Consider the following 17,741-nt stretch of genomic DNA (forward strand, 5'->3'; position numbering starts at 1 on the left):
GTGTGGCCTTTTGTCTTTTTACCCACTGCATAAGGAGTTACCCATGCGATTAGCCAGCCGCTTTGGCCGTATAAACCAGATACGCCGTGACCGGCCTCTGACCTACGAAGAGCTGATGAGTCATGTCCCCAGCGTGTTCGGGAGTGACAAACATGAATCTCGTTCAGACAGGTACACCTACATCCCGACCATCACCATCCTTGAAAGCCTGCAGCGTGAAGGCTTTGAGCCGTTCTTTGCCTGCCAGACGAAGGTTCGGGACCAGAGCAAGCGGGAGCACACCAAACACATGCTTCGCCTGCGTCGTGCCGGTCAACTGTCCGGACATCAGGTGCCGGAAATCATTCTACTTAACAGCCATGACGGCTCATCAAGCTACCAGATGTTGCCGGGGCTATTTCGAGGCGTCTGTACCAATGGTCTGGTCTGCGGCCAGTCATTCGGAGAAGTGCGGGTACCGCATAAAGGCAATGTCGTCGAGAAGGTGATTGAAGGGGCTTACGAAGTGCTCGGGGTCTTTGACCGGGTGGAGGAGAAGCGCGATGCGATGCAGTCACTGGCGCTGCCAGCCCCGGCCCGTCACGCGCTGGCGAATGCCGCGCTGAAATATCGCTTTGGCGAAGACCACCAGCCGGTCACGGTATCGCAGCTGCTGACTCCGCGTCGTCGGGAGGACTACAGCGATGACCTGTGGACAGTCTACCAGCGCGTGCAGGAGAACCTGATGAAAGGGGGATTGTCAGGGCGAACCGCTCAGGGGAAAAGCAGCCGCACCCGTGCTGTTACCGGTATTGATGGCGATGTGAAGCTCAATCGCGCCCTGTGGGTAATGGCAGAAAATATGCTCGATTTTTTCGGGCGTTAAACAACCGCTCCGGCATAAGGAGATAGTTTAATGAATACACAAAACTTTGAGTTCGCTGAGCAGGCAGCAATTACTGCCTCGGTGGTCCCTGACGAGTTACGCATCGGCTTCTGGCCGCAGCACTTTGGCTCCATCCCACAATGGATAACCCTTGAGCCCCGAATCTTTGCCTGGATGAGCCGTCTGTGTGTCGATTATCACGGTGGTATCTGGAACTTTTCGACGCTCAGCAACGGCGGTGCTTTCATGGCTCCTGAGTCAGAGCACGATAAGACGTGGGCATTGTTCAACAGCATGAACGGCAACGGCGCTGAACTTACTGGCGAAGCGGCAGGGATAGTCGCCTGTCTGATGACATACAGCCACCACGCCTGTCGTACCGAATGTGATGCGATGACTGAGCACTATTATCGCTTACGTGACTTCGCGCTACACCATCCAGAGTGCAGCGCCATTATGCATCTCATCGACTGAGGAATGCCTGACATGAATACCGCATTATCCCCGCTGTCATCGCAGCCTGAACTCTTTCCGCTGGCGGCTATGACCCGGCATGGTTGCCTGCTCCCAGCGACATCCGGATTGACACCTTATGCCCGACGGACCATCCGCCGGGCTATTAATTTGCTTGATAAATATCTGCGCCAGCCTGGAATAGCCTTTACCTCAAGTACTGCTGCCCGTGACTGGCTTCGGTTACAGCTGGCCGGACAGGAGCGGGAAGTGTTTATGGTGCTCTATCTCGATAATCAGCATCGTTTACTGGAGAGTGAAACACTGTTCGCCGGTTCGGTAAACCATGTGCAGGTTCATTCCCGTGAGGTAGTGAAGTCGGCGCTTCGTTTCAATGCCGCAGCTGTCGTGCTGGTGCATAACCATCCCTCCGGTGATCCGGAGCCCAGCCAATGCGATCGCAACATTACGGGCAGGCTTAAAGAAGCGTTAGAACTGGTTGATGTGAAAACGCTCGATCATCTTGTTGTCGGTCGGGATGGCATTGTGTCGTTCGCTGAGCGAGGTTGGTTATGAAAATCATCAGTAAACGTCAGGCAATGGCTTTGTACCGACAGCATCCAGGCTCTCGGCTGTTTCGCTTCAGTACGGGAAAATATAAATGGTCAGGCAGTATCTGCCATTATGCTGGCCGCGAGGTGGAAGATATACGCGGCGTTCTGGCCGTATTTGCTGAACGTCGTCAGGACCGCAATGGTCCCTATGTCATTCTTCGAAGTGTCACTCTCAATTAATCTTTCCCTTTAATCAGGAACAATAATGAACAATTACTCCGAATCCGGTACTAAGCCGGATAATCCCGCCTGCCAACAGTGGGGACTAAAGCGCACGATCACACCCTGTTTTGGCGCTCGTCTGGTGCAGGAAGGCAACCGGGTGCATTTTCTCGCTGACCGGGCCGGATTCAACGGTGCTTTCAGCGACGGGGATGTATTACACCTGGACCAAGCTTTTCCCCTGATACTCAAGCAACTGGAACTAATGCTCACCAGCGGCGCGCTAAATCCCCGCTATCAGCACTGCGTCACGTTTTACCACAACGGACTCACCTGCGAAGCCGATACACTCGGCTCCTGTGGTTATGTCTACATTGCTATTTATCCTGACCAGACTGAACCGCATTAGCTCACCACTTATTCCCTGAACATCACAGAGTAAACATCATGCAAGCCTTATCATCACACCCGACACGGGCGGCTCAGCCCTGCCTGTCACCCATTGAAATCTGGCAGTGCCTGCTAACTCATCTGTTGTCGCAGCACTATGGCCTGACGCTGAATGACACACCGTTCAGTAATGAAACCACCATCCAAGAGCATATTGACGCCGGGATATCGCTCAGCGATGCGGTGAACTTTCTGGTAGAAAAATACGAGCTTGTCCGTATCGACCGGAAGGGGTTTTCGTGGCAAGAACAAACCCCGTATATTTCCGTAGTGGATATTCTGCGAGCAAGGCGCTCTACCGGATTGATAAAAGCTAACGTGAAATAAACGCTTAAATACAGAGCAGACTAAAGGAAAGCAAAATGCTAATCTCACAGACAAAGAGACTTCTACTGTAACCTCCCCTCCCTGCAAAAAACCTGACATTTTCTTTTAGGACCAACAATGGGACCAAATTGAAAATTGAATTGAAGGTTATCAGCTATTAAACAACAAGTTACACAACCAATTCAGACTCCGCCAGCCCAAAATTCTCCATCGGTGATTACCAGAGTCATCCGATGAAGTCCTAAGAGCCCGCACGGCGCAAGCCCTGCGGGTTTTTTTGTGCCCTCAATTTGTCCCGCGAAGTCTGATGCCAACTAATTAAATCCGAACCTTTTAGGCACCTTGTTAGGCACCTCATAAAGCTTTATTGTTTTTGAGGTGCCTAAAACTATGGAAACCCGGCAATGGCAAGACAAACCAAACCTCTCTCCGTTAAGGAAATCGAATCAGCCAAACCCAAAGAAGCGGACTACGTTCTCTATGATGGTGATGGCCTTGAGCTACTCATCAAATCCAGCGGGAGTAAAATCTGGCAGTTTCGCTACATTCGCCCTGTCACCAAGAAACGTGCGAAGAAGAGCATTGGCCCCTACCCGTCAGTTACGCTTGCCGATGCCAGAAACTATCGCGCAGAGTCTCGTTCTCTTCTGGCGAAACAAATCGACCCTCAGGAACATCAGCAAGAACAACTTCGCAGTTCGCTGGAAGCTAAAACCAATACTTTCCAGCTCGTGGCTGAACGTTGGTGGAATGTGAAGAAAGCCAGCGTGACCGAAGACTACGCAGAGGATATCTGGCGCTCTCTTGAGAGAGATGTTTTTCCTGCGATTGGCGACATTAGCGTTACAGATATTAAAGCTCACACGCTGGTTCAGGCCGTCCAACCGGTTCAGGCCAGAGGAGCACTGGAAACCGTTCGTCGCCTGTGCCAGCGCATTAATGAGGTCATGATCTATGCCCAAAACACAGGGCTGATTGATGCTGTTCCCAGCGTTAATATCGGTAAAGCCTTTGAGAAGCCGCAGAAGAAGAACATGCCCAGCATTCGACCGGATCAGCTACCTCAACTGATGCAGACAATGCGAACAGCCAGCATTAGCCTTTCCACACGCTGCCTGTTCATGTGGCAACTTCTTACTATTACTCGCCCTGCCGAAGCGGCTGAAGCTCTCTGGGAAGAGGTAGACATAGAAGCGCGAGAGTGGAAGATTCCTGCAGCACGCATGAAAATGAACCGCGACCATACTGTTCCATTGTCAGATGAAGCAATTGCAATACTGGAGATGATGAAGCCGTTAAGTGGAAATCGAGAATTTATCTTTCCCAGCCGCATCAAGCCAAACCAGCCGATGAACAGTCAAACCGTTAACGCATCGCTGAAACGCGCAGGGTTTGGTGGAGTGCTCGTTTCACACGGTTTGCGATCTATTGCCAGTACAGCTCTCAACGAGGAAGGATTTCCTCCTGATGTTATTGAAGCAGCTCTTGCCCATGTAGATAAGAATGAGGTCCGTCGCGCCTATAACCGCAGTGACTATCTTGAGCAGCGTCGTCCAATGATGCAATGGTGGGCTGACTTCTTTATGGCTGCTGACCGCGGAAGTATGATTGAGGGAGGTATGAGAGGAGTGCGTTTAGCGGTGTGACGGATAATTAATGACGGTTCCCACTTTAGAAGTGGGCTGAATGAGAATTTATATTTCAAGCCGAAGTTAATAGTTTTAGAAATCAAGCTAATTAGCATAATATCTCTTAATTGAAGGGATATGGAGCCGCAGAAATAAATGAAAACACGCCAGTAGCGCAAAAATCGATCTTTGATCTGGAAGTAATCTTCGAGCTGTCTCGCAACAACGTTAATGAACTTGAACGGCTGTTGAACGAGCTGACCTTCCGCAATACTGCCAGGGCCTGAGCCTTGACGACTAAAATCGAGCAAGCCCGAACTGTACTTAGCGATCACAGCGTGGGCTCAACGTGGGGTTCCTGTCCATCAGCGTGTCATCCCGGTTCGGCGTCCTCGCAAACCTTCCAAGTTACACCCCGTGATGCTCCTGCAACAGTAGTGCAACAGCAGTTCGGCGAAGACCAGAACGACCTAGGTTCACTCCCCTCTTTCTCTCCTACAGGTAAGGCGAATGATACGCACGCGATACTGGCAGCAAGTACAGCCCTCGATCATAGAGCAGAACATGCGTCGGCGTCTCGACAGTGAGACTGATTTGCTGCGGGCGCTGGGAGTAAAAGGGGATGAGTGGAGTCGTGACCGTGTAGGCAAGAGCCACACGTTCCAGGGCCGAGAAGCGGACACGATCATCCTGTTGCTAGGTGCGCCGAAGGCTAGCCAGCAAAGAGCCCGCCAAACATAATCAATGTAGCCGTCTCACTCGCCAAGCAAAACCTGTATCTGATCGGCTTGGCTGCTGCATGGGCAGGGGCGGGAACTAGTCTGTAGGTTCTGAAGCGGGAATTGGCGCAATCAGCCTGACAATCTCCGAGGCTACTCTCTGTTAAAGGTAAATCCCCAAGCTTCGTAATCAGTGGCTAAAGACAGTTGCTTGTATTGCTGAGAGTAAAGGGGGAGGGGCTTTTTCTATTCAGTTGTTGCTTTGCTCATGTTCCACCTCTGCCAATGGTTTTAATCACTTAACGAGGTGTCTATCAAGAATGGGTTAGATCATCGTGCTGCTCGAATTACAAGTCGAGAATTCGAGTTCGTAGTTCGCACCAGTGAAGTGGGAGCAGTCAACTACCCGCTAATTTTGCATAGTCATCTAAGGGTTGATTAGGTAGACTATTAATGACTTTAAACGACTCTAGTCTTTTTTGAAGGGTGCCACTGTTATGACCGCCGAACCCTGGGTCACCGCCCTCGACGTTGCCCAACACTTGGGTGTTGTCAAAGATACTGTCTACCGCTGGCGCGAACGCCAGGGACTACCCGCCCATAAAATTGGCCGGCTGTGGAAGTTTCAGCTGTCTGAAGTGGACGAATGGGTGCGGGCTGGTGGGGCGGGTGAGCCTGCTGAGGGAGGTAGCACAGAATGACTTCAAACCGTGACGAAGCACAGACTCGCACCGAGATTATTGATTCGCAGCTCTCTCGTTCTGGCTGGTCACGAAGTCGGCGTACCCTTATGGAGGAATTTCTGCTCAAAACGGCGGAGCCCGAGATTACCGATAAGGACTACCAATTTGCGGATTACATTTTGCTCGGCTCAGACGGCAAACCAATTGCTGTAGTCGAGGCTAAACGATCATCTCGCGATGTGCTCGCAGGAAAGCGCCAGGCTGCAGATTACGCGGATGCGATCAAAAACCAATTTGGCAGCGACCCGTTTATTTTCCTTACCAATGGCAAAGAAATTCAATTTTGGGATCGTGCTCGTTACGCCCCTCGCAAGATCTCCGGTTTTTATACCCGAGATGATTTGGAGCGCCTACGACACCAGCATCAGTTCGCCGAGCCCGTGGGCAATGTAACTATAAATGCTGACATAGCCGGACGCGACTATCAAAACGAGGCTATTCGTCGCGTCACTGAAGGCGTAGATGCCGCCAAGCGCAAGTTCCTATTGGTGATGGCCACTGGTACCGGCAAAACGCGGACGACCATTGCCTTGGTTGATACCTTGCTGCGCTCCAAGCGCGTGCAGCGAGTGTTGTTCCTGGCAGACCGACGGGAATTGGTGCGTCAGGCTATGTCGGAGTTCAAATCATATCTGCCCAATGAAAGCCTGGCTCGCATCGAATCTGGCGAAACTTCTGGAGCTCGCATCCAGTTTTCTACCTACCCAAGCATGATGCAGGTGTATTCGCGCCTGTCAGTGGGTTATTACGACCTGATCGTAGCCGATGAAAGTCACCGCTCCATCTACCAGCGCTACAAGGCTATTTTTGATCATTTTGATGCGATACAGCTCGGGCTAACCGCAACCCCAACCGATTACATCGACCATAACACATTTGAACTATTCGATTGTGGCGACGGAGCTCCCAGCTATTACTACAGTTACGAACAGGCCATCGCTGATCAGAACCTAGTGAATTACCGTGTGCTTGACGCACAAACCAACTTTCAGCTTCAAGGTATTCAGGGGGACACACTACCCGGGCCCTTGAAGCAAATGGCACGTGATCAAGGCGTAGATCTTGATGAGCTCAATTTCGATGGCAGCGACATCGAAAAAGGCATCATCAATCAAGGAACCAACGATGCCATGGTGAAAGAGTTTATGGACAAAAGCCGCAAAGATATTCGCGGCCTGCCGCACAAGTCTATCATCTTCGCCGTCAGTCACGCTCATGCCAAAAGGCTTTACGAAGGCTTTAATCGCCTATATCCAGAACTGCAGCGCCAGGGCATGGCCGAAATCATTGACAGCCACATGGAGCGTGCTGACGTCACGTTGGACGATTTCAAATACCGTACCATGCCGCGTGTGGTCATCTCGGTGGATATGCTTGATACCGGAGTGGACGTTCCAGCTATTCAAAATTTGGTCTTTGCCAAGCCTGTATTTAGTAAGGTCAAGTTCTGGCAGATGATCGGGCGTGGCACACGACTACATATCGACAAGGCAACAGGCGAAATCAAGAAGGATTTTCTGATCATTGATCACTGGAAAAACTTCGCCTACTTCAAGCTCAAACCCGATGGCGAAGTGGAGTATCCGAGTGAGCCGCTGCCAGTGCGTCTGTTCCGCCTGCGGTTGGAAAAGTGGCTGCTTCTGCACTCCCAGCAGCAAGATACACAAACAACTATCGCCGCTTTGCTGGCCATGCTGGATGCTTTACCTCGACACAGCATCAACGTGCGGCCGCATTGGGATGCTCTCGACACGCTGGTGCGGCAATGGCCAGAGCCAAGCCAAAGCGCACTGGAGCATCTATCCAGGACCATCGCGCCATTGATGCGCTTTGCACTGTTGGTATGCTTGGAAGAATTGCAGTTCCGCATCTGGTGTGAGCGTCTTACTGTGGCTTATCTTAAGGGCGATGCTCTCGAACAAACCAAAGTGCAGGAACGCATCCAAGAGGCTGTGAGCAGCTTAGCCGACAACATCCCCGAAGTGCAGCGTGTGGCTGAACAACGAGTTTGGGTGCAATCTACTGGTTTTTGGCAGCACCTAAATACGGCACGTCTGAGCACGCTGCAATCCGTGTTCTCACCTTTGATGCGCTATCGCACATCCATACCAAGCCGCACGGTCGAAATCAATCTACCGGACAGCATTACGCAACGTAGCTGGATAATTTATGGCCCTACCGGAGAAGGAGCTTTTGCGGAAAGCTATCGTGAGCAAGTGGAAGCGTTGGTACGCCGGCTGGTGGGCCAGCTACCAGAAATAGCCAAACTCAAACAAGGCGAGCATCTGGATGACGAGGAATTGGACCAAGTCAGCAAAACATTGAACCAGACTGATCTGTTCGTTACCGAAGACACCTTGCGCAAAGCTTTTGAAGCCCCAGCTGCATCTCTGGCTGATTTTTTACGCCACATACTTTGTGAAGGTGCGCATCTGCCTAACCGCGAGCAGCGCATCAATGCCGCTTTTGAAGCATTCATTGCCGCTCACGGCTATTTGCGTGCCAATCAACTTAACTTCCTACGCGCTGTAAAGGCCGCCGTGCTGCGCCACGGGAGCATTACCCGTGCAGCACTCGGCGAACCACCGCTCTCGCGCGTGGGCCGAGTGGAAACGCTATTTCCGCAGCAGGACATCGACGAACTTATCAACCTCGCCAACCAACTGTTGGACGACGTAGCCTGATTTATCAAGGACACCCTGAATGCTTGCACCTCATATCAAGAAAAAAGTTGACGAACTTTGGAACCGCTTTTGGGCAGCGGGCCTCACCAACCCCTTGGTGGCAGTTGAGCAAATCACCTATCTGCTTTTCCTTAAACGCTTGGAAGACATCGATCTCAAGCGCCAGCAACGAGGCTTTTCCTCCATTTATGTGGGTTACGAATCCTGTAAGTGGAGTTACATCCGTCAAGAAAAGACCAATCCCGGCCATTTGATTGACGTAGTTTTCCCGTGGTTACGGGAGCTCGATAAACACTTCAGCAGCGCCAGCGCCAACGGTACAGAGCTATCCAGCCTCAATAACCGCATGGCTGATGCATACTTCCAGCTAGACCCCAACAAAGGCAAGGTGCTGAGCGACGCGATTGATGCCATCGATCAACTCTTCGCCAGAGCGGGTGAAGGCTCAGCCGCCCAAGACATCATGGGCGACACCTTTGAGTACCTGCTTAGCGAAGTAGCCACGGCAGGTAAGAACGGCCAGTTCCGTACACCGCGACATTTGATCCGTTTCATGGTTGAGCTACTCGACCCTGAGCCAGGCCAAAGCGTCATAGATCCCGCCGCCGGCACAGGTGGTTTTCTGTTTAGCACTCAGCAGTACTTAATGCGTAAATTCTCCGCGCAAGACAATCTCGTGTTGGAATGGGACGGCACCCCGCATCGCACCGATGGCGCCGCCGCTACACCAGAGCAATATGACGCAATCCACAACGGCGCCTATTTTGTCGGCCTCGATAACGACCGTACCATGGCCCGCATCGGCTGGATGAACCTAGTGCTGCATGACGTGATCGACCCGCACTTGCTGCAGGGCGACTCCCTTAGCAAACGCGAAGGAAAAGCCAAGCTTAAAGAACTGCTTGAGCCCGGCAGCTACCAATTCGTGCTGGCCAACCCACCCTTTACCGGAACAGTCGACAGCGGCGATCTGGAACCTGACACCGTACTGTTCCCACGCGTGGGCGGTGGCGGTAAGAAAAAGGATGAATCAATCACCAACAAGAGCGAACTGCTCTTTCTGTGGTTGATGCTCGACTTACTCGATATTGGTGGGCGCTGTGCGGTGATCATCCCCGAGGGTGTTTTGTTCGGCAATACCGATGCCCACGTGCGTTTACGCCGCGAGCTTCTGGTCGAGCATATGGTGGAAGGGGTAATTTCCCTTCCCGGCGGCGTTTTTCAACCCTACACCGGCGTCAAGACCTCGATCCTGATCTTCAGAAAAGTCACTCGGCGCGACAACAAGCAAAGCCTGCCCAGCAATGCAGTACCACTGACCGAACACGTTTGGTTCTATGAGGTAGAGGAAGACGGTTACTCAAAAGATGCCAAGCGCAATCCACGCCCAGGCCAACAAAACGACCTATGGGATGCACTCATCAAATTCAAAGCCTGGATCGAGCACGGTCGCAGTGGCGCGCAAAGCCATGAAAAGACCTTGCTGCAACCCAGTTTTCACACCGAACGCTGGCGCCAAGCCCTACTGCGTGACACTGCCGACAAACTTACACCCGCAGGTGAAGCTTTCTCGGCCTTGCCCGACACCAGTATGTGGGACGGTCAGGTATGGGGCATACACGAGCTGTTTCCCGAGCTTCCTGCGGATCCAAAAGAAGCAGAAGACCTGGTGCGCAACGAAGCCAGCCGGACACTCTACGATTTGGTGATCCAGTTCTTCGCAGCCCCCACCCAGCCTGTATGGATCAAGTGGAAAGATAAGCCCACTGCTGCCAAACAAATGGATAGCGACAAGGCGCTGGCGGAATGGAAAAGAGCCATTAAAGTACCGCAACAAGAATTCAACCGTGCCGTACGCGATGTGCAACGATTTTTTGAAGCGGAAGATGGGTCTGCGCTACTGCTGTGGAAAGACATGGTCAAGGATGCGCTCAAAGCCGGCTTGTCCTACCACCAGCAGGCAGTCATGCAAGCGTCCACGGTCCAGCTCAGCACCTATGAGCCGGTGGCCGACCTGAACGCTGCACTGGAAGGCATCGCTCGCGAAGTAGCCAAGCTCGACGGCTTTGACGTAACCCTACGTAGCCTAGCTATTGATCAAGCTACCGAGCTCAAAGCTGCCAAGCATTGGGTCGTCCCCGTGCGGGCTTGGGCGCGTAACGACGAGTGGAAAAGTGCAGACGGCAAGGTCGTAGGTTCACACAACGCAGAGGGATTAGTGCGGCCTTCTTATGTGGAAGCGATGCTGGCCGATGGGCTCTATACCGAAAAAGGTGTTCTGAAAGATGGCTTGCTAGACTCGGACTGCATCGAGGCACGGGAGTGGAATTTGTCCGCCGGGCAGTACAAGCCATTTGACTTCACCCAGCTCAAGAGCGACAAGAGTTTGGCCGAGTTAATCGGCTCGCTCAAAACCACTGAGCAAGACATTATTAAAGGCCTGGATAAATTGCTGGCTATGGTGGAGGGGCGGGAATGAGATTACCAGCAACATGGGAAGAGGCCCGATTGGGCAATGTTCTTTCTCGGGTTGAAACTAAAGTTAACCCCCAGACATCTCAAGCCAATAGTCACTTTTATGTCGGTCTGGAGCATATTGAATCACACACTGGCAGGTTGCTCCGCAAGGCAGAAGATGTCACCGAAGGTAGCGATATCCTTAGCATCAAGACAGTCTTCAGCGCTGGCGACATTCTGTATGGAAAGTTGCGCCCAAACCTGAACAAGGTTCATTTGGCAACTCAGGATGGTATTTGCAGTACTGATATCTGGGCATTGAGAGCATCTGAGGAGCTATTACCTGATTTCGCAATTCGTTATTTGCGATCGCCGGCGATTTATGCGCGTGCCGCACAACTGGCTGTGGGTGCCAATCTCCCAAGACTTTCGGCGGACGCGTTTGATCGTCTTCCAATCCCACTCCCCACCCTCCCCGAACAACAACGTATCGTCGATGTACTGCAACTGGTAGAGGAGGTCACTAAGGCTAAGAAGTCCATTAGCGATCAAGTTGATCACTTGGTTCGGACGGCCTACTGGGAATATTTTGGCGATTGGTACACAGCTGATGGCCTGATTGATCCAGTTCGAATCAGCGATTACGTGGCGGACTCCCAATATGGGGTATCCGAAGCTATGGGCGAGACCGGAACGCATGCGGTATTGCGAATGAACAGCATAACCGCGAGTGGCTGGCTGGATTTGACGGATTTGAAATACGCCTCCCTGTCGAAAAAAGACATTGAATCCACGAAATTGGCCGATGGTGACCTGCTATTTAATCGTACCAACTCAAAGGAGTTGGTGGGCAAGTGTACTATCTGGCGACCAGTTGCGGGGGTATTCAGTTTTGCATCTTATCTTGTACGCCTTCGATTGAAGCCAGAGATGTTGCCTGAGTTTCTCTGGGCCACGCTAAATAGTGCTTATGGAAAATATCGCCTCTTAAATTCAGCCAAGCAGGCCGTTAGCATGGCGAACGTTAGTCCGACTGATCTCGGACGTATCACCGTTCCTCTGCCTCCACTGCCGTTACAACAGAAGTTTTCTGAATTGGTGCGTGAAATCGAAGCGTTACGGGCTCAGATGCTTGGAAAGTTAGAGATGTATTCCGAATTGCAGGAGTTCATTAGCCAGCAAGCCCTCGTCGGACATTTGACTGCAAACTGGCGTGTTGCGCATACAGATAAAATTATCGAGGCTGCCAAAGCTCGCGATATATCGCTGCGCGAACATGGCGCTAAGATCGTCAATGCGACAGCAAATATTGTGATTGCCAGTACAGTACAAACCGATTCCACCACCCACACCGAGCGCCATTGGTTGCTCAGCGAGATCAGTGAGTTCCAGCGCCAAGTATTGGCGGCCTTCACAGATTATTGCCAGGAGAATGGCCAACCCTTGCTGGTAGAAGATCCGGAGGTCTTTTCTCGATTTTGCGATGACGCGACTGTGACGGAACGTTTACAAGCCTTTGGCCAGTCGCACGGCAATCGCATCCGCCGCTCCTTGAGTCAATTGGCTTCACTGGGCTTAATCGCCAAAATCACCTTGCCCAAGCAAGACCTGGAAAGCGGCGAGCTGGATTACCTTAAAGCCTTCCGCCCCTTACGTCCGGAAGAGTTCACACGTATGGCAGATGTGCAGACTCTGCGTAAAACGTTGACGTCCGGTGTTGACCAGCAGCACTACCATTTTGAAGTCCAGCTGGACTACGAGACCTCTGCACACGCTGGAGCAAGCGGAATGTTCCAAGTTTTCGCCGTTGAAGATGAAGACGGACAAGACTTCACTCACTTGGTGGACTTGGGCAAGCATTACGCCTCGCTCGATGAGCTGAAAGAAGACATCGCCAGCGCGCTCAAGGTAGAGGCGCGGCAAGTTGATTTGGAGCCTGTCTAATGCGTCTTCGTTACTTACGTCTGCAAAACTACCCGCCCATCTCTGACATCAAGGTGTGTTTCGCCAGCGGCTCGCCGCTGGCGCGCGAGTGTGCCATTCGTTTCGTCGTCGGTGTGAATGGCAGTGGTAAGTCCAACCTTCTGCGGGCTGTCGCCGAGGTTTTCTTGGCATTAGCAGCTGGACAGCGAACCCTTTTCCCTGTGCAATTGGTATATGAACTTGGGAGACACGGCGCACCTAACGCGCGAACATTGATCGTGGATTGGCTCGGAGATCGTCAGTCCGCGAGCCTGTGGATTGCCGACAAATTTTCCTTCCCAGACAATCTGACGGCGGATCAATTCGAGCAAATGCTTGCGCATTTTTCAGCCGAATCCAGCGATATTCCTTCGGAATTTCGGCCTCTTGTGCACAAAGGTGAATGGCCCACAGGATCGGTGACACCACACAGCATAGCCTTACCTTCCGCCGTTCTGGCCTACACCACCGGAGATTTGCGCCCTTGGCGTTCTGTGTGGAATCGCAATCAGCGCGCAGAAGGTATACTTGATAGCAATGATAATGCCCAAAGTGACGAACGCCCCGCAGGCTGGACCGTCGCTCAGGAAAATGCCTTTCAAGCAGTGCAACAGTCGGGGGGGAATACCCAACGGCAGCCACAGAATGCAAACCTTGGCGAGATGGATAGCTTCCGCCGCCCGGTTTTGCTTGACGCCACATTGCTGAAATGTGCGCTGCTGGCTGTGGCTTTGCCACAGGCCTTGGTTGAAACAAAAGACCAGTCAGGGCGAGCTGATAACAAAAATTCTCTGCAAAAGCTTCTGGAGCGGGGGGGGTGGCACCACTTGGTTTCTATCGCATTCCGTTCGCGTTTACAAGCGACTCAATGGGATCAGAAACTGTGTGAAACTGCCCATGATTGGTGGTTGTGTGCCAGTGAAGTTGTCGCAGAGCCGCATCCTGCGGAACCTCGTCGTATCCTGTGGTTCGATTTCAAAGGCCCCTTCAACGCACAAGGCATCTCGTTTTTGTCACCCGCCCGCGATGAGCTGCAAACCTGCACCAGCCAGGGCGAAGCGCTTTGGGCGTTACTCGGCGGCGCCAAGGACGTGAGCAGCTTTGAGCTTTTCACCCGTTTGTTGGAGCTGAATCAGGCAGGCATGTTTGATGATGTGCTGTTGCGCTTGCGCCGAACACCCGCACCTGACGAAAATACCGACTTCAACTCGGTTGACATTGGCATACTGCGCTACGAGGAGCTTTCAGACGGTGAGCAAATGGTGTTGGGTCGCATGGCGCTGTTCCACCTGCTGGAAGGCCAGCAGGACGCCTTACTACTACTCGATGAGCCCGAAACCCATTTCAATGACAAATGGAAGCGTGAGATTGTTGACATCATCGACGATGCGATTGGCAATACCAGTAACGATGTATTGATTTCCACCCATTCCGCCATCGTGCTCTCGGATGTGTTCAACAACGAAATAGTGATGGTACAAAAAACGGCGGATGGATCCACCGTGCGCAACGTGGACGAACCGACGTTCGCTACCGACCCCAGCGCATTGATGATGACTGTGTTTGGTGCTGATGACAGCATTGGCAAACGCGCCCAGGAGTTTATCGAAGACAAGCTACAGCAAGCCACCGGCACACCCGAAGACATCGCCGATCTGGAGCGTCTGATCGCCCGTATGGGTTCGGGCTTTTATCGCAGTGAATTGCGTACCCTGTTGAATACCTGGCGGGGTAGTAATGCTTAAGCCTATCCACCGCGTCACGTGTTCTCCTGCGTTGGTCGCATGCCAGCGGTTGATGCAACGTTTTGCACTGTGGTTGAGTGCTCCTGCCACCACAGGACCTCACATCAGTCAGCAAGGGTTACAGCCACCAGTACTGGCTAGCACCATTGAGGCGAATTGGTTGTGGGACTTTCTCCAACGAGTTGAAGCCGGTCAATCGCTATTGAATTGTGCACAAAAGATTGCTGCCATGCCTTCGGCCCAGAAGACGGCGTTGAGGGCTTGGATACAGACAGTCTCTGCTCTTGCAACTCAGTTTCAACCTAGACCAACTCTGTGGCCAATCAATTGTCCTGTAACTAGCACTTCCGATTGGAAGGCATTCAAAACATTGATGGAAGCCTTTTACGAAAAAGGATTTCGTAGTGGCTTGCCATACCAGCCAAATGGCACCCCCACCGCTGTTAATGGCGTTAAATACGCTGACTATGTGGAAGCTTTCCGCAATGCGCATCGTCTGAACCCAGTTCCAGATGCTCGAGAGGTTTGCGTGCTATGCGGTGGCCCGCTTGGCGACACACCTCACGTTGACCATTGGATTATTAAGAGCAAGTTTCCGCTATTGAGCGTATGTGCTGAAAACCTCACGCTGATATGCAGTACCTGCAACGAAGCTCCAAACAAAGGGGACAAACCTGTGCATTCCAACGGCAGCTTTGCCGATTGGTTTCACCCATACTTGCGTCCAAGCAATGGCACGGTACGCCTAGAGTACGTGCTGGCTGATCTGTCTGTGCAGTGCTCGTCCGTCACCCCTGCAGATCAGCCCAAATCAGCCAAACTCGACGAGCTGCTCAACTTGAGCACTCGGTGGACGCGGGAGTTTAAAGCGGAATATGCCAAGCATCAGGATGTACTTAGGCGTAGAGAACAGCGCCGGCTCCAAAATGCACAAGCGCGGCATAGCGTGGCCGATATTCAGTCCTACGTACAGCAATGGCAGGCAGATCTGGTGCATAGCGAACCTCATCATGAAGTGCATCAGACTTTGGCTCTTGCATTGCAGGAACCTTCTCGCCTGGCAGCGTGGCACAGCGAGTTGGGTCTCTAGTGACGGAAGCGAAGCCCAAGACAAGTTATATAGCCCCCGCTTGAGGCTGATGTGGCCCCTTGCGTTGGATAGCCAGTTTAGTACTCAGCGCTTAAGTGATTCTACTTATCAGCGCTGTCAAAAGTAGGGGGGTTACCGGCCCGCCTAAGAATGATGTTGTACTACTGCTACGTTAACATGCGGGCAAATGAACTGAGGATGCAGAACTGGCCGTATTCGCTGAAAATGTCGGCACTACTATATGGATGACGGGGGAAACCGTTAGAGACTGTACCATCTCGAACTTCCGTTTCACTCTACGAGTAGCTGGTTTGGTTTTGTTTCATAGCTGCGTCAGATCAAACCTGAGCTAAGAGCAGATAAATCCAGGCCCAATAGCTTATTGTTTATCAAATAATTAAGCTATGAGCCAGCTTGTGCCGAAGTTACTATATCTTCATCGCCTACGTTGACGGGTTGAAGAGCATCCCTGACACCATTAATGCAGTTTGTGTATCATTCACATGGTGCGTAAGAGCCTGCGGCTCGTATCATAGAAGGACTACAAAGCATTACCCATGACCTGAGGCACCAACGGCAGAGGCGGTTTTACATGTAGTGGTTTACTGAATTTGGCCACCTGAACAGAGGTGATATGCTCATCTCAGAACAATACAGGTGTCCCAATGAAAAAAAGAAATTTCAGCGCAGAGTTTAAACGCGAATCCGCTCAACTGGTCCTTGATCAGAACTACACAGTTGCAGCTGCGGCCAGTGCTATGGACGTGGGGCTTTCTACCATGACGCGATGGGTAAAGCAGTTACGGGATGAACGACAGGGCAAAATACCTAAAGCCTCTCCTATAACCCCAGAACAGATTGAAATACGTGAGCTAAAGAAAAAGCTACAACGCATCGAAATGGAAAACGACATATTAAAAAAGGCTACCGCGCTCTTGATGTCAGACTCCCTGAACAGTTCTCGTTAATCGAGAAACTCAGAGCGCAGTATCCTGTGGTCACACTCTGCCACGTGTTCGGGGTTCATCGCAGCAGCTACAAATACTGGGTGAAAAGCCCCGAAAAGCCAGACGGCAAGCGGGCTGTATTACGTAGTCAGGTTCTGGAGCTGCATAACATTAGCCATGGCTCTGCTGGCGCGAGAAGTATCGCCATTATGGCAACCCTGAGAGGCTTCAGAATGGGACGCTGGCTTGCCGGCAGGCTCATGAAAGAACTGGGACTGGTGAGTTGTCAGCAACCCACCCACCGGTATAAACGGGGTGGTCATGAACACATCGCTATCCCAAATCACCTTGAGCGACAGTTCGCAGTGACAGAGCCTAATCAGGTATGGTGCGGCGATGTGACGTATATCTGGACAGGCAGGCGCTGGGCTTACCTCGCCGTCGTTCTCGATTTGTTCGCCAGGAAACCGGTAGGCTGGGCAATGTCATTCTCACCGGACAGCAAGCTAACCATCAAAGCGCTGGAAATGGCGTGGGAAACCCGAGGTAAACCAGCGGGAGTGATGTTCCACAGTGACCAGGGTAGCCACTACACAAGCAGGCAGTTCCGGCAGTTACTGTGGCGTTACCGGATCAGGCAAAGTATGAGCCGACGCGGAAACTGCTGGGATAACAGCCCGATGGAACGCTTCTTCAGAAGTCTGAAAAACGAGTGGGTGCCAGTGACAGGCTATATAAACTTTAGCGAAGCAGCTCATGCGATCACAAACTATATCGTCGGGTATTACAGCTCGCTAAGGCCGCATGACTATAACGGTGGATTACCTCCAAACGAATCGGAAAACCGATACTGGAAAAACTCTAAAGCCGTGGCCAGTTTTAGTTGACCACTACA

General features: G+C 52.0%; 14 protein-coding genes. All 14 read left to right on the forward strand.

The features are described from left to right. The first annotated feature begins 43 nt into the window (after positions 1-43). A complete protein-coding gene (locus OGV69_RS08200; protein ID WP_014226750.1) occupies positions 44-865 on the forward strand; it encodes a DUF932 domain-containing protein in 822 nt (273 codons plus the stop codon). Between the two features lie 30 nt (positions 866-895). Next, positions 896-1,339 carry an antirestriction protein gene (locus tag OGV69_RS08205; protein ID WP_014226749.1) on the forward strand — a complete coding sequence of 148 codons (444 nt, stop codon included), beginning with the start codon at positions 896-898 and terminating at the stop codon, positions 1,337-1,339. Between the two features lie 12 nt (positions 1,340-1,351). Next, positions 1,352-1,894: a RadC family protein gene (gene radC / locus OGV69_RS08210; RefSeq protein WP_069325311.1), complete on the forward strand. Its 543-nt coding sequence runs from the start codon at positions 1,352-1,354 to the stop codon at positions 1,892-1,894. Next, positions 1,891-2,112: a DUF987 domain-containing protein gene (locus OGV69_RS08215; protein ID WP_069325310.1), complete on the forward strand. Its 222-nt coding sequence runs from the start codon at positions 1,891-1,893 to the stop codon at positions 2,110-2,112. Before radC ends, OGV69_RS08215 begins: the two co-directional genes overlap by 4 nt. Before the next feature lie 25 nt (positions 2,113-2,137). Next, on the forward strand, positions 2,138-2,503 hold the full coding sequence (locus tag OGV69_RS08220) for a type IV toxin-antitoxin system YeeU family antitoxin (RefSeq protein ID WP_069325309.1): 366 nt from the start codon (positions 2,138-2,140) through the stop codon (positions 2,501-2,503). A gap of 38 nt (positions 2,504-2,541) precedes the next feature. Then, positions 2,542-2,871, forward strand: a complete 330-nt coding sequence (locus OGV69_RS08225) for a TA system toxin CbtA family protein (protein ID WP_069325308.1) — start codon at positions 2,542-2,544, stop codon at positions 2,869-2,871. Positions 2,872-3,275: 404 nt separating this feature from the next. Continuing rightward, complete coding sequence (locus OGV69_RS08230; protein WP_069325307.1) at positions 3,276-4,517, forward strand: integrase; 1,242 nt, start codon at positions 3,276-3,278, stop codon at positions 4,515-4,517. A gap of 1,198 nt (positions 4,518-5,715) precedes the next feature. After that, on the forward strand, positions 5,716-5,919 hold the full coding sequence (locus OGV69_RS08235; RefSeq protein ID WP_049034488.1) for a helix-turn-helix domain-containing protein: 204 nt from the start codon (positions 5,716-5,718) through the stop codon (positions 5,917-5,919). Then, a complete protein-coding gene (locus OGV69_RS08240) occupies positions 5,916-8,645 on the forward strand; it encodes a type I restriction endonuclease subunit R (RefSeq protein WP_049034487.1) in 2,730 nt (909 codons plus the stop codon). The genes OGV69_RS08235 and OGV69_RS08240 overlap by 4 nt, the downstream gene beginning before the upstream one ends. Before the next feature lie 19 nt (positions 8,646-8,664). Beyond that, positions 8,665-11,124, forward strand: coding sequence for a type I restriction-modification system subunit M (locus tag OGV69_RS08245; RefSeq protein WP_049034486.1), 2,460 nt, complete (start codon positions 8,665-8,667; stop codon positions 11,122-11,124). After that, positions 11,121-13,046: a restriction endonuclease subunit S gene (locus OGV69_RS08250; protein ID WP_049034485.1), complete on the forward strand. Its 1,926-nt coding sequence runs from the start codon at positions 11,121-11,123 to the stop codon at positions 13,044-13,046. The genes OGV69_RS08245 and OGV69_RS08250 overlap by 4 nt, the downstream gene beginning before the upstream one ends. Next, positions 13,046-14,809, forward strand: a complete 1,764-nt coding sequence (locus OGV69_RS08255) for an AAA family ATPase (RefSeq protein ID WP_049034484.1) — start codon at positions 13,046-13,048, stop codon at positions 14,807-14,809. The genes OGV69_RS08250 and OGV69_RS08255 overlap by 1 nt, the downstream gene beginning before the upstream one ends. Further along, positions 14,802-15,899: a hypothetical protein gene (locus OGV69_RS08260; protein ID WP_049034483.1), complete on the forward strand. Its 1,098-nt coding sequence runs from the start codon at positions 14,802-14,804 to the stop codon at positions 15,897-15,899. Before OGV69_RS08255 ends, OGV69_RS08260 begins: the two co-directional genes overlap by 8 nt. A gap of 665 nt (positions 15,900-16,564) precedes the next feature. Next, positions 16,565-17,733, forward strand: a protein-coding gene (locus OGV69_RS08265) for an IS3 family transposase (protein ID WP_114140367.1) whose coding sequence is annotated in 2 segments (ribosomal slippage) — positions 16,565-16,814 and positions 16,814-17,733 — 1,170 coding nt in all. Because the reading frame shifts where the segments join, the coding sequence is not laid out codon by codon here. The last annotated feature ends 8 nt before the right edge of the window (positions 17,734-17,741 follow it).

It is taken from the genome of Citrobacter sp. Cc139 (genome assembly GCF_030334645.1).
In the GTDB taxonomy this organism is placed as follows: Bacteria; Pseudomonadota; Gammaproteobacteria; order Enterobacterales; family Enterobacteriaceae; genus Citrobacter; species Citrobacter werkmanii.

Excerpts from the sequence above, each read along its gene's own strand:
- OGV69_RS08245 (WP_049034486.1), top strand. The coding sequence starts at position 8,665 with ATGCTTGCACCTCATATCAAGAAAAAAGTTGACGAACTTTGGAACCGC.
- OGV69_RS08225 (WP_069325308.1), top strand. The coding sequence starts at position 2,542 with ATGCAAGCCTTATCATCACACCCGACACGGGCGGCTCAGCCCTGCCTG.
- OGV69_RS08260 (WP_049034483.1), top strand. The coding sequence starts at position 14,802 with ATGCTTAAGCCTATCCACCGCGTCACGTGTTCTCCTGCGTTGGTCGCA.
- OGV69_RS08230 (WP_069325307.1), top strand. The coding sequence starts at position 3,276 with ATGGCAAGACAAACCAAACCTCTCTCCGTTAAGGAAATCGAATCAGCC.
- OGV69_RS08255 (WP_049034484.1), top strand. The coding sequence starts at position 13,046 with ATGCGTCTTCGTTACTTACGTCTGCAAAACTACCCGCCCATCTCTGAC.
- OGV69_RS08240 (WP_049034487.1), top strand. The coding sequence starts at position 5,916 with ATGACTTCAAACCGTGACGAAGCACAGACTCGCACCGAGATTATTGAT.
- OGV69_RS08235 (WP_049034488.1), top strand. The coding sequence starts at position 5,716 with ATGACCGCCGAACCCTGGGTCACCGCCCTCGACGTTGCCCAACACTTG.
- OGV69_RS08205 (WP_014226749.1), top strand. The coding sequence starts at position 896 with ATGAATACACAAAACTTTGAGTTCGCTGAGCAGGCAGCAATTACTGCC.
- radC (WP_069325311.1), top strand. The coding sequence starts at position 1,352 with ATGAATACCGCATTATCCCCGCTGTCATCGCAGCCTGAACTCTTTCCG.
- OGV69_RS08200 (WP_014226750.1), top strand. The coding sequence starts at position 44 with ATGCGATTAGCCAGCCGCTTTGGCCGTATAAACCAGATACGCCGTGAC.
- OGV69_RS08250 (WP_049034485.1), top strand. The coding sequence starts at position 11,121 with ATGAGATTACCAGCAACATGGGAAGAGGCCCGATTGGGCAATGTTCTT.
- OGV69_RS08220 (WP_069325309.1), top strand. The coding sequence starts at position 2,138 with ATGAACAATTACTCCGAATCCGGTACTAAGCCGGATAATCCCGCCTGC.
- OGV69_RS08215 (WP_069325310.1), top strand. The coding sequence starts at position 1,891 with ATGAAAATCATCAGTAAACGTCAGGCAATGGCTTTGTACCGACAGCAT.